Origin of the sequence: Escherichia sp. HH091_1A, from assembly GCF_030295175.1 — a bacterium.
GTDB lineage: Bacteria > Pseudomonadota > Gammaproteobacteria > Enterobacterales > Enterobacteriaceae > Escherichia > Escherichia coli_F.
In genome coordinates, this window is sequence record NZ_AP025747.1 from 3,440,281 (window position 1) to 3,454,895 (window position 14,615).

General features: G+C 52.4%; 14 protein-coding genes. 8 read left to right on the plus strand and 6 right to left on the minus strand.

The window, feature by feature from the left end:
- Positions 1-62 precede the first annotated feature (62 nt).
- A complete protein-coding gene (flhA, locus tag QUF14_RS17400) occupies positions 63-2,141 on the plus strand; it encodes a formate hydrogenlyase transcriptional activator FlhA (RefSeq protein WP_001354926.1) in 2,079 nt (692 codons plus the stop codon).
- 38 nt (positions 2,142-2,179) lie between these two features.
- On the opposite strand, the gene QUF14_RS17405 is transcribed toward flhA, so the two are convergent.
- Together QUF14_RS17405 and QUF14_RS17410 are read right to left on the minus strand one after the other, a co-directional pair.
- Entirely contained in the window at positions 2,180-2,533 is a 354-nt protein-coding gene (locus QUF14_RS17405; RefSeq protein WP_000015483.1) for a nitrous oxide-stimulated promoter family protein, read from the minus strand.
- Between the two features lie 31 nt (positions 2,534-2,564).
- Positions 2,565-2,744: a hypothetical protein gene (locus tag QUF14_RS17410; RefSeq protein WP_100733706.1), complete on the minus strand. Its 180-nt coding sequence runs from the start codon at positions 2,742-2,744 to the stop codon at positions 2,565-2,567.
- Between the two features lie 75 nt (positions 2,745-2,819).
- On the opposite strand from QUF14_RS17410, the gene mutS reads away from it, so the two are divergent.
- Both mutS and pphB read left to right on the plus strand, forming a co-directional pair.
- Positions 2,820-5,381, plus strand: coding sequence for a DNA mismatch repair protein MutS (mutS, locus tag QUF14_RS17415; RefSeq protein ID WP_001272892.1), 2,562 nt, complete (start codon positions 2,820-2,822; stop codon positions 5,379-5,381).
- A 105-nt stretch (positions 5,382-5,486) separates the two neighbouring features.
- Positions 5,487-6,143 carry a protein-serine/threonine phosphatase gene (gene pphB / locus QUF14_RS17420; protein WP_001141287.1) on the plus strand — a complete coding sequence of 219 codons (657 nt, stop codon included), beginning with the start codon at positions 5,487-5,489 and terminating at the stop codon, positions 6,141-6,143.
- A gap of 50 nt (positions 6,144-6,193) precedes the next feature.
- Here the strand turns inward: pphB and ygbI are convergent, their stop codons facing one another.
- A complete protein-coding gene (ygbI, locus tag QUF14_RS17425; protein ID WP_001295181.1) occupies positions 6,194-6,961 on the minus strand; it encodes a DNA-binding transcriptional repressor YgbI in 768 nt (255 codons plus the stop codon).
- A gap of 195 nt (positions 6,962-7,156) precedes the next feature.
- Here ygbI and ltnD point away from each other — a divergent pair, with 195 nt between their 5' ends.
- The 5 genes from ltnD (at position 7,157) to QUF14_RS17450 (ending at position 12,193) form a co-directional block, all read left to right on the plus strand.
- Positions 7,157-8,065, plus strand: a complete 909-nt coding sequence (ltnD, locus tag QUF14_RS17430) for an L-threonate dehydrogenase (RefSeq protein WP_000847985.1) — start codon at positions 7,157-7,159, stop codon at positions 8,063-8,065.
- Positions 8,062-9,324, plus strand: a complete 1,263-nt coding sequence (gene otnK / locus QUF14_RS17435; protein WP_000590401.1) for a 3-oxo-tetronate kinase — start codon at positions 8,062-8,064, stop codon at positions 9,322-9,324. The genes ltnD and otnK overlap by 4 nt, the downstream gene beginning before the upstream one ends.
- Complete coding sequence (otnC, locus tag QUF14_RS17440; RefSeq protein WP_001278992.1) at positions 9,321-9,959, plus strand: 3-oxo-tetronate 4-phosphate decarboxylase; 639 nt, start codon at positions 9,321-9,323, stop codon at positions 9,957-9,959. The genes otnK and otnC overlap by 4 nt, the downstream gene beginning before the upstream one ends.
- A gap of 4 nt (positions 9,960-9,963) precedes the next feature.
- On the plus strand, positions 9,964-10,740 hold the full coding sequence (locus tag QUF14_RS17445) for an HPr family phosphocarrier protein (RefSeq protein ID WP_001136937.1): 777 nt from the start codon (positions 9,964-9,966) through the stop codon (positions 10,738-10,740).
- Positions 10,741-10,828: 88 nt separating this feature from the next.
- A complete protein-coding gene (locus QUF14_RS17450; protein WP_000104457.1) occupies positions 10,829-12,193 on the plus strand; it encodes a GntP family transporter in 1,365 nt (454 codons plus the stop codon).
- A gap of 38 nt (positions 12,194-12,231) precedes the next feature.
- On the opposite strand, the gene QUF14_RS17455 is transcribed toward QUF14_RS17450, so the two are convergent.
- The 3 genes from QUF14_RS17455 to QUF14_RS17465 are packed head-to-tail and all read right to left on the minus strand — an operon-like array spanning position 12,232 to position 14,499.
- Positions 12,232-12,468 carry a non-oxidative hydroxyarylic acid decarboxylases subunit D gene (locus tag QUF14_RS17455; protein WP_000562989.1) on the minus strand — a complete coding sequence of 79 codons (237 nt, stop codon included), beginning with the start codon at positions 12,466-12,468 and terminating at the stop codon, positions 12,232-12,234.
- Between the two features lie 10 nt (positions 12,469-12,478).
- Positions 12,479-13,906, minus strand: coding sequence for a non-oxidative hydroxyarylic acid decarboxylases subunit C (locus QUF14_RS17460; protein ID WP_000863189.1), 1,428 nt, complete (start codon positions 13,904-13,906; stop codon positions 12,479-12,481).
- A complete protein-coding gene (locus tag QUF14_RS17465; protein WP_000767725.1) occupies positions 13,906-14,499 on the minus strand; it encodes a non-oxidative hydroxyarylic acid decarboxylases subunit B in 594 nt (197 codons plus the stop codon). Before QUF14_RS17465 ends, QUF14_RS17460 begins: the two co-directional genes overlap by 1 nt.
- Positions 14,500-14,615: the final 116 nt, after the last annotated feature.

The following is a 14,615-nucleotide window of genomic DNA, read 5'->3' on the forward strand; positions in this document are numbered from 1 at the left end:
ATCTCCTATATTTAGTCAATGACCTTTTGCACCGCTTTGCGGTGCTTTCCTGGAAGAACAAAATGTCATATACACCGATGAGTGATCTCGGACAACAAGGGTTGTTCGACATCACTCGGACACTATTGCAGCAGCCCGATCTGGCCTCGCTGTGTGAGGCTCTTTCGCAATTGGTAAAGCGTTCTGCGCTCGCCGACAATGCAGCTATTGTGTTGTGGCAAGCGCATACTCAACGTGCGTCTTATTACGCGTCGCGTGAAAAAGACACCCCCATAAATTATGAAGACGAAACTGTTCTGGCACACGGTCCGGTGCGCAGCATTTTGTCGCGCCCTGATACACTGCATTGCAGTTACGAAGAATTTTGTGAAACCTGGCCGCAGCTGGCCGCTGGTGGGCTATACCCCAAATTTGGTCACTATTGCCTGATGCCACTGGCGGCGGAAGGGCATATTTTTGGTGGCTGTGAATTTATTCGTTATGACGATCGCCCGTGGAGTGAAAAAGAGTTCAATCGCCTGCAAACTTTTACGCAGATCATTTCTGTCGTCACCGAACAAATCCAGAGCCGCGTCGTCAATAATGTCGACTATGAGTTGTTATGCCGGGAACGCGATAACTTCCGCATCCTGGTTGCCATCACCAACGCGGTGCTTTCTCGCCTGGATATGGACGAACTGGTCAGCGAAGTCGCCAAAGAAATCCATTACTATTTCGACATTGACGATATCAGCATCGTCTTACGCAGCCACCGTAAAAACAAACTCAACATCTACTCCACTCACTATCTTGATAAACAGCATCCCGCTCACGAACAGAGCGAAGTCGATGAAGCAGGAACCCTCACCGAACGCGTGTTTAAAAGCAAAGAGATGCTGCTGATTAATCTCCACGAGCGAGATAATTTAGCCCCCTACGAACGCATGTTGTTCGACACCTGGGGCAACCAGATTCAAACCTTGTGCCTGTTACCGCTGATGTCTGGCGACACCATGCTGGGCGTGCTGAAACTGGCGCAATGCGAAGAGAAAGTGTTTACCACGACCAATCTGAATTTACTGCGCCAGATTGCCGAACGTGTGGCAATCGCTGTCGATAACGCCCTTGCCTATCAGGAAATTCATCGTCTGAAAGAACGACTGGTTGATGAAAATCTCGCCCTGACCGAGCAGCTCAACAATGTTGATAGTGAATTTGGCGAGATTATTGGTCGCAGTGAAGCCATGTACAGCGTGCTTAAACAAGTTGAAATGGTGGCACAAAGTGACAGTACAGTTCTGATCCTCGGTGAAACTGGCACTGGTAAAGAGCTGATTGCCCGCGCGATCCATAATCTCAGTGGGCGTAATAATCGCCGCATGGTAAAAATGAACTGCGCGGCGATGCCTGCCGGATTGTTGGAAAGCGATCTGTTTGGCCATGAGCGTGGTGCGTTTACCGGAGCCAGCGCCCAGCGTATCGGTCGTTTTGAGCTGGCGGATAAAAGCTCCCTGTTCCTCGATGAAGTGGGTGATATGCCGCTGGAGTTACAACCGAAGTTGCTGCGTGTATTACAGGAACAGGAGTTTGAACGTCTCGGCAGTAATAAAATTATACAGACGGACGTGCGTTTAATTGCCGCGACTAACCGCGATCTGAAAAAAATGGTTGCCGACCGCGAGTTCCGTAGCGATCTCTATTATCGCCTGAACGTATTCCCGATCCACCTGCCGCCACTACGCGAGCGTCCGGAAGATATTCCGCTGCTGGCGAAAGCCTTTACTTTTAAAATTGCCCGCCGTCTGGGGCGTAATATCGACAGCATTCCTGCCGAAACATTGCGCGCGTTGAGCAATATGGAGTGGCCAGGTAACGTACGCGAGCTGGAAAACGTCATTGAGCGCGCGGTATTGCTGACACGTGGCAACGTGCTGCAGCTGTCATTGCCTGATATTGCTTTACCGGAACCTAAAACGCCGCCGACTGCAACGGTCGTCGCTCAGGAGGGCGAAGATGAATATCAGCTAATTGTGCGTGTATTAAAAGAGACTAACGGCGTGGTTGCCGGGCCGAAAGGCGCGGCGCAACGTCTGGGACTAAAACGCACCACACTGCTATCACGGATGAAACGACTGGGGATTGATAAATCGGCATTGGTTTAACTGCATGAGGTGCCGGACAGATCTGCCTGTCCGGTATACTATTCACGAGGTTTTTTCGGGCGATATTTTTCTGGCAACTCCGGCACCGGACGCTTGTCATCAATGAGATGGCGTACGGTTAGGATCGGATGACGCCACAGCATTCTCGGCCCGGCCCAACGCATAATCTGTTTCATCTCTTCACGCTTTGCAGGCTGGTAACAGTGCACCGGACACTGCTTACAGGCGGGTTTCTCTTCGCCGAACACACATTTATCCAGCCGTTTTTGCGCGTAGGCAAACAACGCTTCGTAATGCTCCGGCTCCGCTGACGCCTGCGGGCATTTCGCTTGATAAAGATCGATCATTTTTTTAATCGTCAGTTTTTCACGAGAGATACGCTTGCCAGACATGCTGCCTCCATACTCTTAAGATGTATTTATATTACAACTTAATTTGAAAGGAGACTATGGCTCTGAAGAAGAAGGGGTCGCCAACTGATACAATTTTGCGTACTTGCTTCATAAGCATCACGCAAAAGCTGCAAAACAGCATCTTTCCCGGAATCACCATCAAGAACTCGCCGTTCGCTTCTTCCCCTGAAATGATTAACTCCGGTATCATGTGCGCCTTATGTGATTACAACGAAAATAAAAACCATCACACCCCATTTAATATCAGGGAACCGGACATAACCCCATGAGTGCAATAGAAAATTTCGATGCCCATACGCCCATGATGCAGCAGTATCTCAAGCTGAAAGCCCAGCATCCCGAGATCCTGCTGTTCTACCGGATGGGTGACTTTTACGAACTGTTTTATGACGACGCAAAACGTGCGTCACAACTGCTGGATATTTCACTGACCAAACGCGGCGCTTCCGCGGGAGAGCCGATCCCGATGGCGGGGATTCCCTACCATGCGGTGGAAAACTACCTCGCCAAACTGGTGAATCAGGGCGAGTCCGTTGCCATCTGCGAACAAATTGGCGATCCGGCGACCAGCAAAGGTCCGGTTGAGCGCAAAGTTGTGCGTATCGTTACGCCGGGCACCATCAGCGATGAAGCGCTGTTGCAGGAGCGTCAGGACAACCTGCTGGCGGCTATCTGGCAGGACAGTAAAGGTTTCGGCTACGCGACGCTGGATATCAGTTCCGGTCGTTTTCGCCTGAGCGAACCGGCTGACCGCGAAACGATGGCGGCAGAACTGCAACGCACTAATCCGGCGGAACTGCTGTATGCAGAAGATTTTGCTGAAATGTCGCTGATTGAAGGTCGTCGCGGCCTGCGTCGTCGTCCGCTGTGGGAGTTTGAAATCGACACCGCGCGCCAGCAGTTGAATCTACAATTTGGCACTCGCGATCTGGTCGGTTTTGGCGTCGAGAACGCGCCGCGCGGACTTTGTGCCGCCGGTTGTCTGTTGCAGTATGCGAAAGATACTCAACGTACGACTCTGCCGCACATTCGTTCTATCACTATGGAACGTGAGCAGGACAGTATCATTATGGATGCCGCGACGCGCCGTAACCTGGAAATTACCCAGAACCTGGCGGGCGGTGCGGAAAACACGCTGGCTTCCGTGCTCGACTGCACTGTAACGCCGATGGGGAGTCGTATGCTGAAGCGCTGGCTGCATATGCCAGTGCGCGATACCCGCGTGTTGCTTGAGCGCCAGCAAACTATTGGCGCATTGCAGGATTTCACCGCTGAGCTGCAGCCGGTACTGCGTCAGGTCGGCGACCTGGAACGTATTCTGGCACGTCTGGCTTTACGGACTGCTCGCCCACGCGATCTGGCCCGTATGCGTCACGCTTTCCAGCAACTGCCAGAACTACGCGCGCAGTTAGAAAGTGTCGATAGTGCACCGGTACAGGCGCTGCGTGAGAAAATGGGCGAGTTTGCAGAGCTGCGCGATCTGCTGGAGCGAGCAATCATCGACACACCGCCGGTGCTGGTACGCGACGGTGGTGTTATCGCATCAGGCTATAACGAAGAGCTGGATGAGTGGCGCGCGCTGGCTGACGGCGCGACAGATTATTTGGAGCGTCTGGAAGTTCGCGAGCGTGAACGTACCGGCCTGGACACGCTGAAAGTCGGCTTTAACGCGGTGCATGGTTATTACATTCAGATTAGCCGTGGACAAAGCCATCTGGCACCCATCAACTATATGCGTCGTCAGACGCTGAAAAACGCCGAACGCTACATTATTCCAGAGCTAAAAGAGTATGAAGACAAAGTACTCACCTCGAAAGGTAAAGCGCTGGCACTGGAAAAACAGCTTTATGAAGAGTTGTTCGACCTGCTGTTGCCGCATCTGGAAGCGTTGCAACAGAGCGCGAGCGCACTGGCAGAACTCGACGTACTGGTAAACCTGGCGGAACGAGCCTATACCCTGAACTACACCTGCCCGACCTTCATTGATAAACCGGGCATTCGCATTACCGAAGGTCGCCATCCGGTGGTTGAACAGGTACTGAATGAGCCGTTTATCGCTAACCCGCTGAACCTGTCGCCGCAGCGTCGCATGTTGATCATCACCGGTCCGAATATGGGCGGTAAAAGTACCTATATGCGCCAGACCGCACTGATTGCGCTGATGGCCTATATCGGCAGCTACGTACCGGCGCAAAAAGTCGAGATTGGACCTATCGATCGTATCTTTACCCGTGTGGGCGCGGCTGACGATCTGGCATCCGGGCGTTCAACCTTTATGGTGGAGATGACCGAAACCGCCAATATTCTGCATAACGCCACGGAGTACAGCCTGGTGTTGATGGATGAGATTGGGCGCGGAACGTCCACTTACGATGGTCTGTCGCTGGCATGGGCGTGCGCTGAAAATCTGGCGAATAAGATTAAAGCGTTGACGTTGTTTGCTACCCACTACTTTGAACTGACTCAACTGCCGGAGAAAATGGAAGGCGTCGCCAACGTGCATCTCGATGCACTGGAGCACGGCGACACCATCGCCTTTATGCACAGTGTGCAGGATGGCGCGGCGAGCAAAAGCTACGGCCTGGCGGTTGCTGCTCTGGCGGGCGTGCCAAAAGAGGTGATTAAGCGCGCACGGCAAAAACTGCGTGAACTGGAAAGCATTTCGCCGAACGCCGCCGCTACGCAAGTGGATGGTACGCAAATGTCTTTGCTGTCAGTACCGGAAGAAACGTCGCCAGCGGTCGAAGCGCTGGAAAATCTTGACCCGGATTCACTTACCCCGCGTCAGGCGCTGGAATGGATTTATCGCTTGAAGAGTCTGGTGTAATAACAATTCCCGATAGTTTTTTGCTATCGGGAATATTAACGACAACTGACAAATCAAATAAAAATACCCTGTATAATAGGAAATCTTATTTTACAGGGTAAAACCATGCCATCTACACGCTATCAAAAAATTAATGCCCATCACTATCGCCATATATGGGCCGTTGGTGATATTCATGGTGACTATCAATTATTACAATCCCGCTTACATCAACTCTCTTTTTGCCCTGAAATCGACTTACTTATTTCTGTCGGCGATAATATTGATCGTGGGCCGGAGAGTCTTAACGTGCTGCGCCTGCTAAACCAGCCCTGGTTTACATCGGTTAAAGGCAACCATGAAGCGATGGCATTGGATGCGTTCGCGACCGGCGATGGCAATATGTGGCTTGCCAGCGGTGGCGACTGGTTCTTTGAGTTAAGTGATACGGAACAAAAAGAAGCAATAGACCTGTTGCTACGTTTTCATAATCTTCCGCATATTGTTGAAATCACTAACGACATAATAAAATATGTCATCGCGCATGCAGATTATCCGGGGAATGAATATCTCTTTGGCAAAGAAATAGCGGAGAGAGAATTGCTCTGGCCTGTTGATCGCGTACTGAAATCGCTCAAAGGCGAGTTACAGGAAATAAACGGCGCCGACTGCTTTATCTTCGGTCATATGATGTTTGATAACATCCAGACGTTCGCAAACCAGATTTATATTGATACCGGATCGCCGAAAAGCGGGCGGCTGTCATTTTATAAAATAAAGTAGTCTCATGCTTCTTCTGTGAAGCATGAGTAACCCGGTGTTATTGCAGGCCATTATTCATTTTTCGCTACCAGCAAAGAGAGATCCTGCTTCGCCAGCGCGCGACTGGCACTCTCCGGCAAACCGTCGTCTGTAATAATCTGATCAAACTCGCTTAATGGTAACGCCAGCCATGTCGCCACCTGACCATATTTCGTCGCATCACAGACCAAAACTCGCTGGCGGCTGGCACTGGCAATCGCCCGTTTCACCGTGACTTTATCTTCCGCTGGCGTAGAAATCCCCCGCACACTCCATGACGATGCAGAAATAAAAGCCTGATCAATCATCAGGCTGCGCAGCATGGTCGCAGCGGCTTCCCCGACACAGGAACGGTTTTCCCGACACACTGCACCGCCAGTGTGAATAATTGTGCAATTACTGTTGTCGAGCAAGTAGTCCGCAATAACGAAATCGTTTGTGACCACAGTCAGTGACTCCATGTGAATCAGATGCTGTGCTATCGCTAGCGTGGTCGTTCCCGCATCCAGATAGATACAACTTCCCGGCTGAACAAGACTTGCCGCCAGCTTGCCAATAGCCGCTTTTTGCGTCATTGCCAGCGCAGTTTTTACCTGATGAGAAGGTTCATGCGCCACGCGTCCCGGAGACTGGACGCCTCCGGACACCAGCACAACGGCTCCCTGCTGCTCCAGTTTTTGTAAATCCCGACGAATGGTCATATGTGACACATTCATTCTGTCCGTTAGTTCAGCAATACTGACAATGCCTTTTTCAGCTACCATCTCAAGGATGATTTGGCGACGCTCTACGGGTATCAACTTTTGCTCCTTCCTTTGTCCTGCTGACATTCTACGCTATTTGCCTGCGAAACGTGCGCGGCGCAACTAACGCTTAGTTCACATAAAATAACACATAATGTTAATTTTTGTGAATCAGCTCACCATATCGTTATCTTCCAGCGCTTATATTCACAATATCAAACAAAATATCACTTAAATTAACAAGGAGAGCAGATGAAAACGGGATCTGAGTTTCATGTCGGTATCGTTGGCTTAGGGTCAATGGGAATGGGAGCAGCACTGTCATGTGTCCGCGCAGGTCTTTCTACCTGGGGCGCAGACCTGAACAGCAATGCCTGCGCTACGTTGAAAGAGGCAGGTGCTTGCGGGGTTTCTGATAACGCCGCGACGTTTGCCGAAAAACTGGACGCTCTGCTGGTGCTGGTGGTCAATGCAGCCCAGGTTAAACAGGTGCTGTTTGGTGAAACAGGCGTTGCACAACATCTGAAACCCGGTACGGCAGTAATGGTTTCTTCCACTATCGCTAGTGCTGATGCGCAAGAAATTGCTACCGCTCTGGCTGGATTCGATCTGGAAATGCTGGATGCGCCAGTTTCTGGTGGTGCAGTAAAAGCCGCTAACGGTGAAATGACTGTCATGGCCTCCGGTAGCGATATTGCCTTTGAACGACTGGCACCCGTGCTGGAAGCCGTTGCCGGAAAAGTTTATCGCATAGGTGCAGAACCGGGACTAGGTTCGACCGTAAAAATTATTCACCAGTTGTTAGCGGGCGTACATATTGCTGCCGGAGCCGAAGCGATGGCACTTGCAGCCCGTGCGGGGATCCCGCTGGATGTGATGTATGACGTCGTGACCAATGCCGCCGGAAATTCCTGGATGTTCGAAAACCGGATGCGTCATGTGGTGGATGGCGATTACACCCCGCATTCAGCCGTCGATATTTTTGTTAAGGATCTTGGTCTGGTTGCCGATACAGCCAAAGCCCTGCACTTCCCGCTGCCATTGGCCTCAACAGCATTGAATATGTTCACCAGCGCCAGTAACGCGGGTTACGGGAAAGAAGACGATAGCGCAGTTATCAAGATTTTCTCTGGCATCACTCTACCGGGAGCGAAATCATGATCAAGATTGGCGTTATCGCCGATGATTTTACCGGCGCGACGGATATCGCCAGTTTTCTGGTGGAAAACGGTCTACCAACGGTACAAATTAACGGTGTTCCAACAGGTAAAATGCCGGAAGCAATCGACGCACTGGTGATCAGCCTGAAAACGCGTTCCTGTCCGGTGGTTGAAGCCACACAGCAATCGCTGGCGGCTCTGAGCTGGTTGCAACAGCAAGGTTGCAAACAGATCTATTTCAAATACTGCTCTACTTTCGACAGTACGGCGAAAGGTAATATCGGCCCGGTTACCGATGCATTAATGGATGCTCTCGACACGCCGTTTACGGTCTTCTCTCCGGCCCTGCCGGTCAACGGACGTACGGTTTATCAGGGGTATTTGTTCGTAATGAATCAACTGCTGGCCGAATCCGGGATGCGCCATCACCCGGTAAATCCCATGACCGACAGCTATCTTCCCCGTCTGGTTGAAGCGCAATCCACAGGGCGCTGCGGCGTCGTTTCGGCACATGTTTTCGAACAAGGTGTGGATGCCGTTCGTCAAGAGCTGGCTCGCTTACAGCAAGAGGGCTACCGCTACGCGGTGCTTGATGCGCTGACCGAACACCATCTGGAAATTCAGGGGGAAGCCTTGCGCGATGCCCCACTGGTAACGGGCGGTTCTGGTCTGGCGATTGGCCTTGCCCGGCAGTGGGCGCAAGAAAACGGTAACCAGGCTCGCAAAGCAGGGCATCCGCTCGCTGGGCGCGGCGTAGTGCTCTCCGGTTCATGCTCTCAAATGACCAACCGCCAGGTAGCACATTACCGTCAAATTGCACCAGCCCGTGAAGTTGATGTGGCACGCTGCCTCTCAACCGAAACTCTGGCCGCTTATGCACACGAGCTGGCAGAGTGGGTTCTGGGCCAGGAAGGTGTACTTGCTCCACTGGTTTTTGCCACCGCCAGCACTGACGCATTGGCAGCAATTCAACAGCAATACGGTGCACAAAAAGCCAGTCAGGCAGTAGAAACACTGTTTTCTCAACTAGCGGCGCGGTTAGCAGCGGAAGGCGTGACACGCTTTATTGTCGCAGGCGGTGAGACCTCCGGCGTAGTCACACAGAGCCTGAGAATAAAAGGGTTTCATATTGGCCCAACCATTTCCCCCGGCGTGCCGTGGGTAAACGCACTGGATAAGCCTGTCTCACTCGCCCTTAAATCTGGCAACTTCGGTGATGAAGCCTTTTTTTCACGAGCCCAAAGAGAGTTTTTATCATGAGCGATTTCGCAAAAGTAGAGCAGTCTTTGCGAGAGGAGATGACGCGGATTGCCAGTTCATTCTTTCAGCGCGGCTATGCAACCGGTTCGGCTGGCAATCTGTCGCTGCTTTTACCTGACGGGAATTTACTGGCGACACCGACAGGTTCATGCCTGGGCAATCTCGATCCGCAGCGGCTTTCCAAAGTCGCCGCGGATGGCGAATGGTTAAGTGGTGACAAACCCTCGAAAGAGGTGCTCTTTCATCTGGCGCTGTATCGCAACAATCCGCGCTGTAAAGCGGTGGTGCATTTGCACAGCACATGGTCGACGGCGCTTTCCTGCCTGCAAGGGCTGGACAGCAGCAACGTTATTCGTCCGTTCACACCATACGTGGTGATGCGGATGGGAAATATCCCGCTGGTGCCTTATTACCGACCGGGCGATAAACGCATCGCACAGGATCTGGCGGAACTGGCAGCAGACAATCAGGCTTTTTTACTGGCAAATCATGGCCCAGTGGTTTGCGGTGAAAGCCTGCAAGAAGCCGCCAACAATATGGAAGAGCTGGAGGAAACGGCAAAGCTGATTTTTATTCTCGGTGACCGCCCGATCCGTTATCTGACCGCAGGTGAAATTGCGGAATTAAGGAGTTAATGCAATGCCTCGTTTTGCAGCTAATTTATCCATGATGTTCACCGAAGTGCCTTTTATTGAACGCTTCGCCGCAGCGCGAAAAGCCGGGTTCGATGCTGTGGAATTTCTGTTTCCCTATAACTACTCCACCCTGCAAATCCAAAAGCAACTGGAGCAAAACCATCTGACACTGGCGCTGTTCAATACCGCTCCCGGAGATATTAATGCGGGGGAATGGGGATTATCCGCCCTTCCCGGACGTGAGCACGAAGCACACGCAGACATCGACCTGGCACTGGAATATGCATTGGCGCTCAATTGTGAACAAGTCCATGTGATGGCAGGCGTCGTGCCCGCTGGCGAAGATGCTGAACGGTACAGGGCAGTATTTATCGATAATCTCCGCTACGCTGCCGACCGCTTTGCGCCACACGGCAAGCGAATATTAGTTGAAGCACTCAGCCCCGGCGTTAAGCCTCATTATCTCTTCTCCAGCCAGTATCAGGCACTGGCTATTGTTGAAGAAGTTGCGCGAGATAACGTGTTTATTCAACTAGATACTTTTCATGCGCAAAAAGTAGATGGCAACCTGACGCATTTAATCCGCGACTACGCCGGGAAATATGCGCACGTACAAATTGCCGGACTACCTGATCGACATGAACCGGACGATGGAGAAATCAACTATCCGTGGCTGTTCCGCCTGTTCGATGAGGTGGGATATCAGGGCTGGATCGGTTGTGAATATAAACCTCGTGGCCTCACCGAAGAAGGGCTTGGCTGGTTTGACGCCTGGCGCTAATTCGTTAAATCCCTAATTACAACGTACCCATACATCCCCCCATCTACGGATGGGGTAGGTTAACTATAACTTTCAGACAGGGTTTCCCATGTCCACAATTACATTGTTATGCATTGCGTTAACTGGCGTAATCATGCTGTTGCTGCTGGTCATCAAGGCAAAGGTACAACCATTCGTTGCTCTGCTCCTCGTCAGCCTGTTAGTCGCACTTGCGGCGGGTATACCGGCGGGCGAAGTGGGTAAAGTGATGATCGCCGGGATGGGCGGTGTGCTTGGTTCCGTCACTATTATTATTGGTCTGGGCGCTATGCTGGGGCGTATGATCGAACACTCTGGTGGTGCAGAGTCACTGGCTAATTATTTCAGTCGCAAGTTAGGTGACAAACGAACTATCGCTGCGCTGACTCTGGCAGCGTTCTTCCTCGGTATTCCCGTCTTCTTTGATGTCGGCTTTATTATTCTTGCGCCAATCATTTACGGTTTTGCCAAGGTTGCCAAAATATCGCCACTCAAATTTGGCCTGCCTGTCGCTGGAATCATGCTAACTGTTCATGTGGCGGTACCGCCGCATCCAGGCCCTGTCGCCGCAGCGGGGTTACTCCACGCAGACATCGGCTGGCTAACCATCATCGGTATTGCGATTTCTATTCCCGTAGGGATTGTTGGCTACTTTGCAGCGAAAATAATCAATAAGCGCCAATATGCGATGTCGGTGGAAGTACTGGAACAGATGCAACTGGCTCCGGCCAGTGAGGAAGGCGCGACAAAATTAAGCGATAAAATAAATCCACCGGGCGTCGCGCTGGTCACCTCGCTAATTGTTATTCCTATCGCGATTATCATGGCGGGTACGGTTTCCGCAACACTGATGCCGCCTTCGCATCCCCTGCTTGGTACGCTACAGCTGATCGGCTCACCAATGGTAGCTCTAATGATTGCGCTGGTGCTGGCATTCTGGTTATTGGCTTTACGTCGCGGCTGGAGCTTACAACACACCAGCGACATTATGGGCTCAGCCCTTCCCACTGCGGCGGTAGTGATTTTGGTTACTGGTGCTGGAGGGGTATTTGGCAAAGTGCTGGTGGAATCGGGCGTCGGCAAAGCCCTTGCCAACATGCTACAAATGATTGACCTGCCTCTGTTACCAGCCGCATTTATTATTTCACTGGCGCTGCGTGCATCGCAGGGGTCAGCAACCGTAGCAATCCTGACAACCGGCGGGTTACTCTCAGAAGCGGTGATGGGATTGAATCCGATTCAGTGCGTATTGGTGACGCTGGCAGCCTGCTTTGGTGGGCTTGGCGCGTCACATATTAATGACTCAGGGTTCTGGATTGTGACCAAATATCTGGGGTTGTCGGTAGCAGACGGTCTGAAAACCTGGACAGTGTTAACGACCATTCTCGGTTTTACCGGATTCTTAATTACCTGGTGCGTATGGGCGGTAATTTGACCTTAATAAAAAGGTCCGATGGGCATCGGACCTTTTATTTAGCGCTTACCTTCCGCCAGCAGCGGCGGGATGCTCGGCACCATCGGCGCGTCATCAATATCTTTCTGCGTCATGCGGAAGGCTTCGGGATAATGTTCGCGGCTGGTGCGGCGTAGCGGTTCAGTATCGCGCCAGGTATAAAGGCAATGCTGGCACTGGTAGACCGTCCAGACATTTTTCACCGGCGATTTCGCCATCACTTCAATCTGTTCATCGGCACAACGTGGACAAATCATCTTGTTCTCCTTATTTACGTGCGGCCAGCATAGCGGTCAGTTTTTCAGCCCAGGCTTTGGTTTCCGGTAAGTCCACCACCGGCTGGCTGTAGTGGCCACGGTTGTCCGGGGCGACAGGCGTGGTGGCGTCGATAATCAGCTTATCGGTGATCCCCGCCGGGCTTGAGCCTGGGTCGAGTTCCAGCACGGACATATTCGGCAGTTGCACCAGATCGCCTGCCGGGTTCACTTTCGACGAGAGCGCCCACATCACCTGCGGCAGGTTGAACGGGTCAACGTCTTCATCGACCATAATCACCATCTTCACATAACCCAGACCGTGCGGCGTGGTCATCGCACGCAGGCCCACTGCGCGGGCAAAGCCGCCATAGCGTTTTTTGGTGGAGATAATCGCCAGCAGGCCGTGGGTGTACATAGCGTTCACCGCCTGCACTTCCGGGAACTCGGCTTTCAACTGCTGGTAAAGCGGCACGCAGGTGGCAGGCCCCATCAGGTAGTCGATTTCGGTCCACGGCATGCCGAGATAGAGCGATTCAAAAATCGGTTTGGTGCGGTAAGAGACTTTATCGATGCGCACTACGGTCATGTTGCGCCCACCGGAGTAGTGCCCGGTAAACTCACCGAACGGCCCTTCGATTTCACGTTTGCGGCTTTCGATAACCCCTTCGAGGATCACTTCTGAACCCCACGGCACATCAAAACCGGTCAGCGGGGCGGTGGCGATCGGGTACGGGCTTTCGCGTAGCGCGCCCGCCATTTCGTACTCCGATTGATCATATTTCAGCGGGGTGGCGCCCATCAGGGTGATGATCGGATCGTTACCCAGCGTGATGGCAATTGGCAAATCTTCACCACGTTCTTCCGCTTTATGCAGATGCAGGGCGATATCGTGCATCGGCACCGGTTGCAGGCCGAGCTTACTCTTACCCTTCACTTCCATGCGATAGATGCCGACGTTCTGCTTGCCGAAGTTATCCGGATCGAGCGGATCGCGGGAAACCACGCACGCTTTGTCGAGATAGAAACCGCCATCGCCATCGTTTAAACGAAACAGCGGCAGGATATTAAACAAATTGATCTCGTCGCCATCGACGGTGTTCTGCGCCCAAGCAGGATTCGCACGGCGCTCCGGGGCTATCGGGAAGTTATCCCAGCGGCGGATAAACTCATCAATCTGTTTTTTAACCGGGGTGTTTGGCGGCAGGCCGAGGGAAATTGCGTGGTTCTGCCAGGAACCGATGGTGTTCATTGCAACGCGGGCATCGATAAAGCCGCGAATATTATCAAACCACAGCGCGGGCGCGCCGTCGCCGATACGCCCGGTGGCGTTGGCAGCGGCTGCCAGATCCGGTTCCGCGTTCACCTCTTCGCTGATTTTCAGTAACTGGCCGTGGTCATCAAGCGCCTGTAAGAAGCTGCGTAAATCATCAAATGCCATTATTCATTCTCCTGAGAAAAATTCCGGGCCTGCGGCAACCCTTGCCAGCGCCTGGCGTGAGGATGTCCGAGGCCAAATTGATCCAGCACGCGGGCTACCACGTGGTGGACAATGTCATCTACCGTTTCGGGATGGTTATAAAAGGCAGGCATCGGCGGCACCATCGCCACGCCCATGCGCGAAAGTGCGAGCATATTTTCGAGATGGATGGTGCTAAGCGGCATTTCACGCGGCACCAGCACCAGTTTGCGGCCTTCTTTGAGCACGACGTCCGCCGCGCGCCCTACGAGACCATCGGCGTAACCAGCGCGGATACCGGCGAGCGTTTTCATACTGCATGGAATAACGATCATGCCGTCGGTACGAAAGGAGCCGGAAGAGATGGTCGCAGCCTGATCCGCCGGGTTATGGCTGAAGTCAGCGAGGGCGGCAACATCGCGAGCGCTGTAAGGCGTTTCCAGTTCAATAGTGGTTTTCGCCCACTTCGACATCACCAGATGAGTCTCGACATTCGGCATCTCCCGCAGCGCTTGCAGTAATGCCACACCAAGAGGCGCACCGGTAGCCCCTGTCATCCCGACGATCAGTTTCATTGCTAACTCTCTTAATTGTTCGTATACGAACGTTATTATTAACATACTCCTTCATTTCCACAGCGGCAAGGATTGAAAAGTAACAACATCTTCTTCGTCACTGAAAAACCGCTATG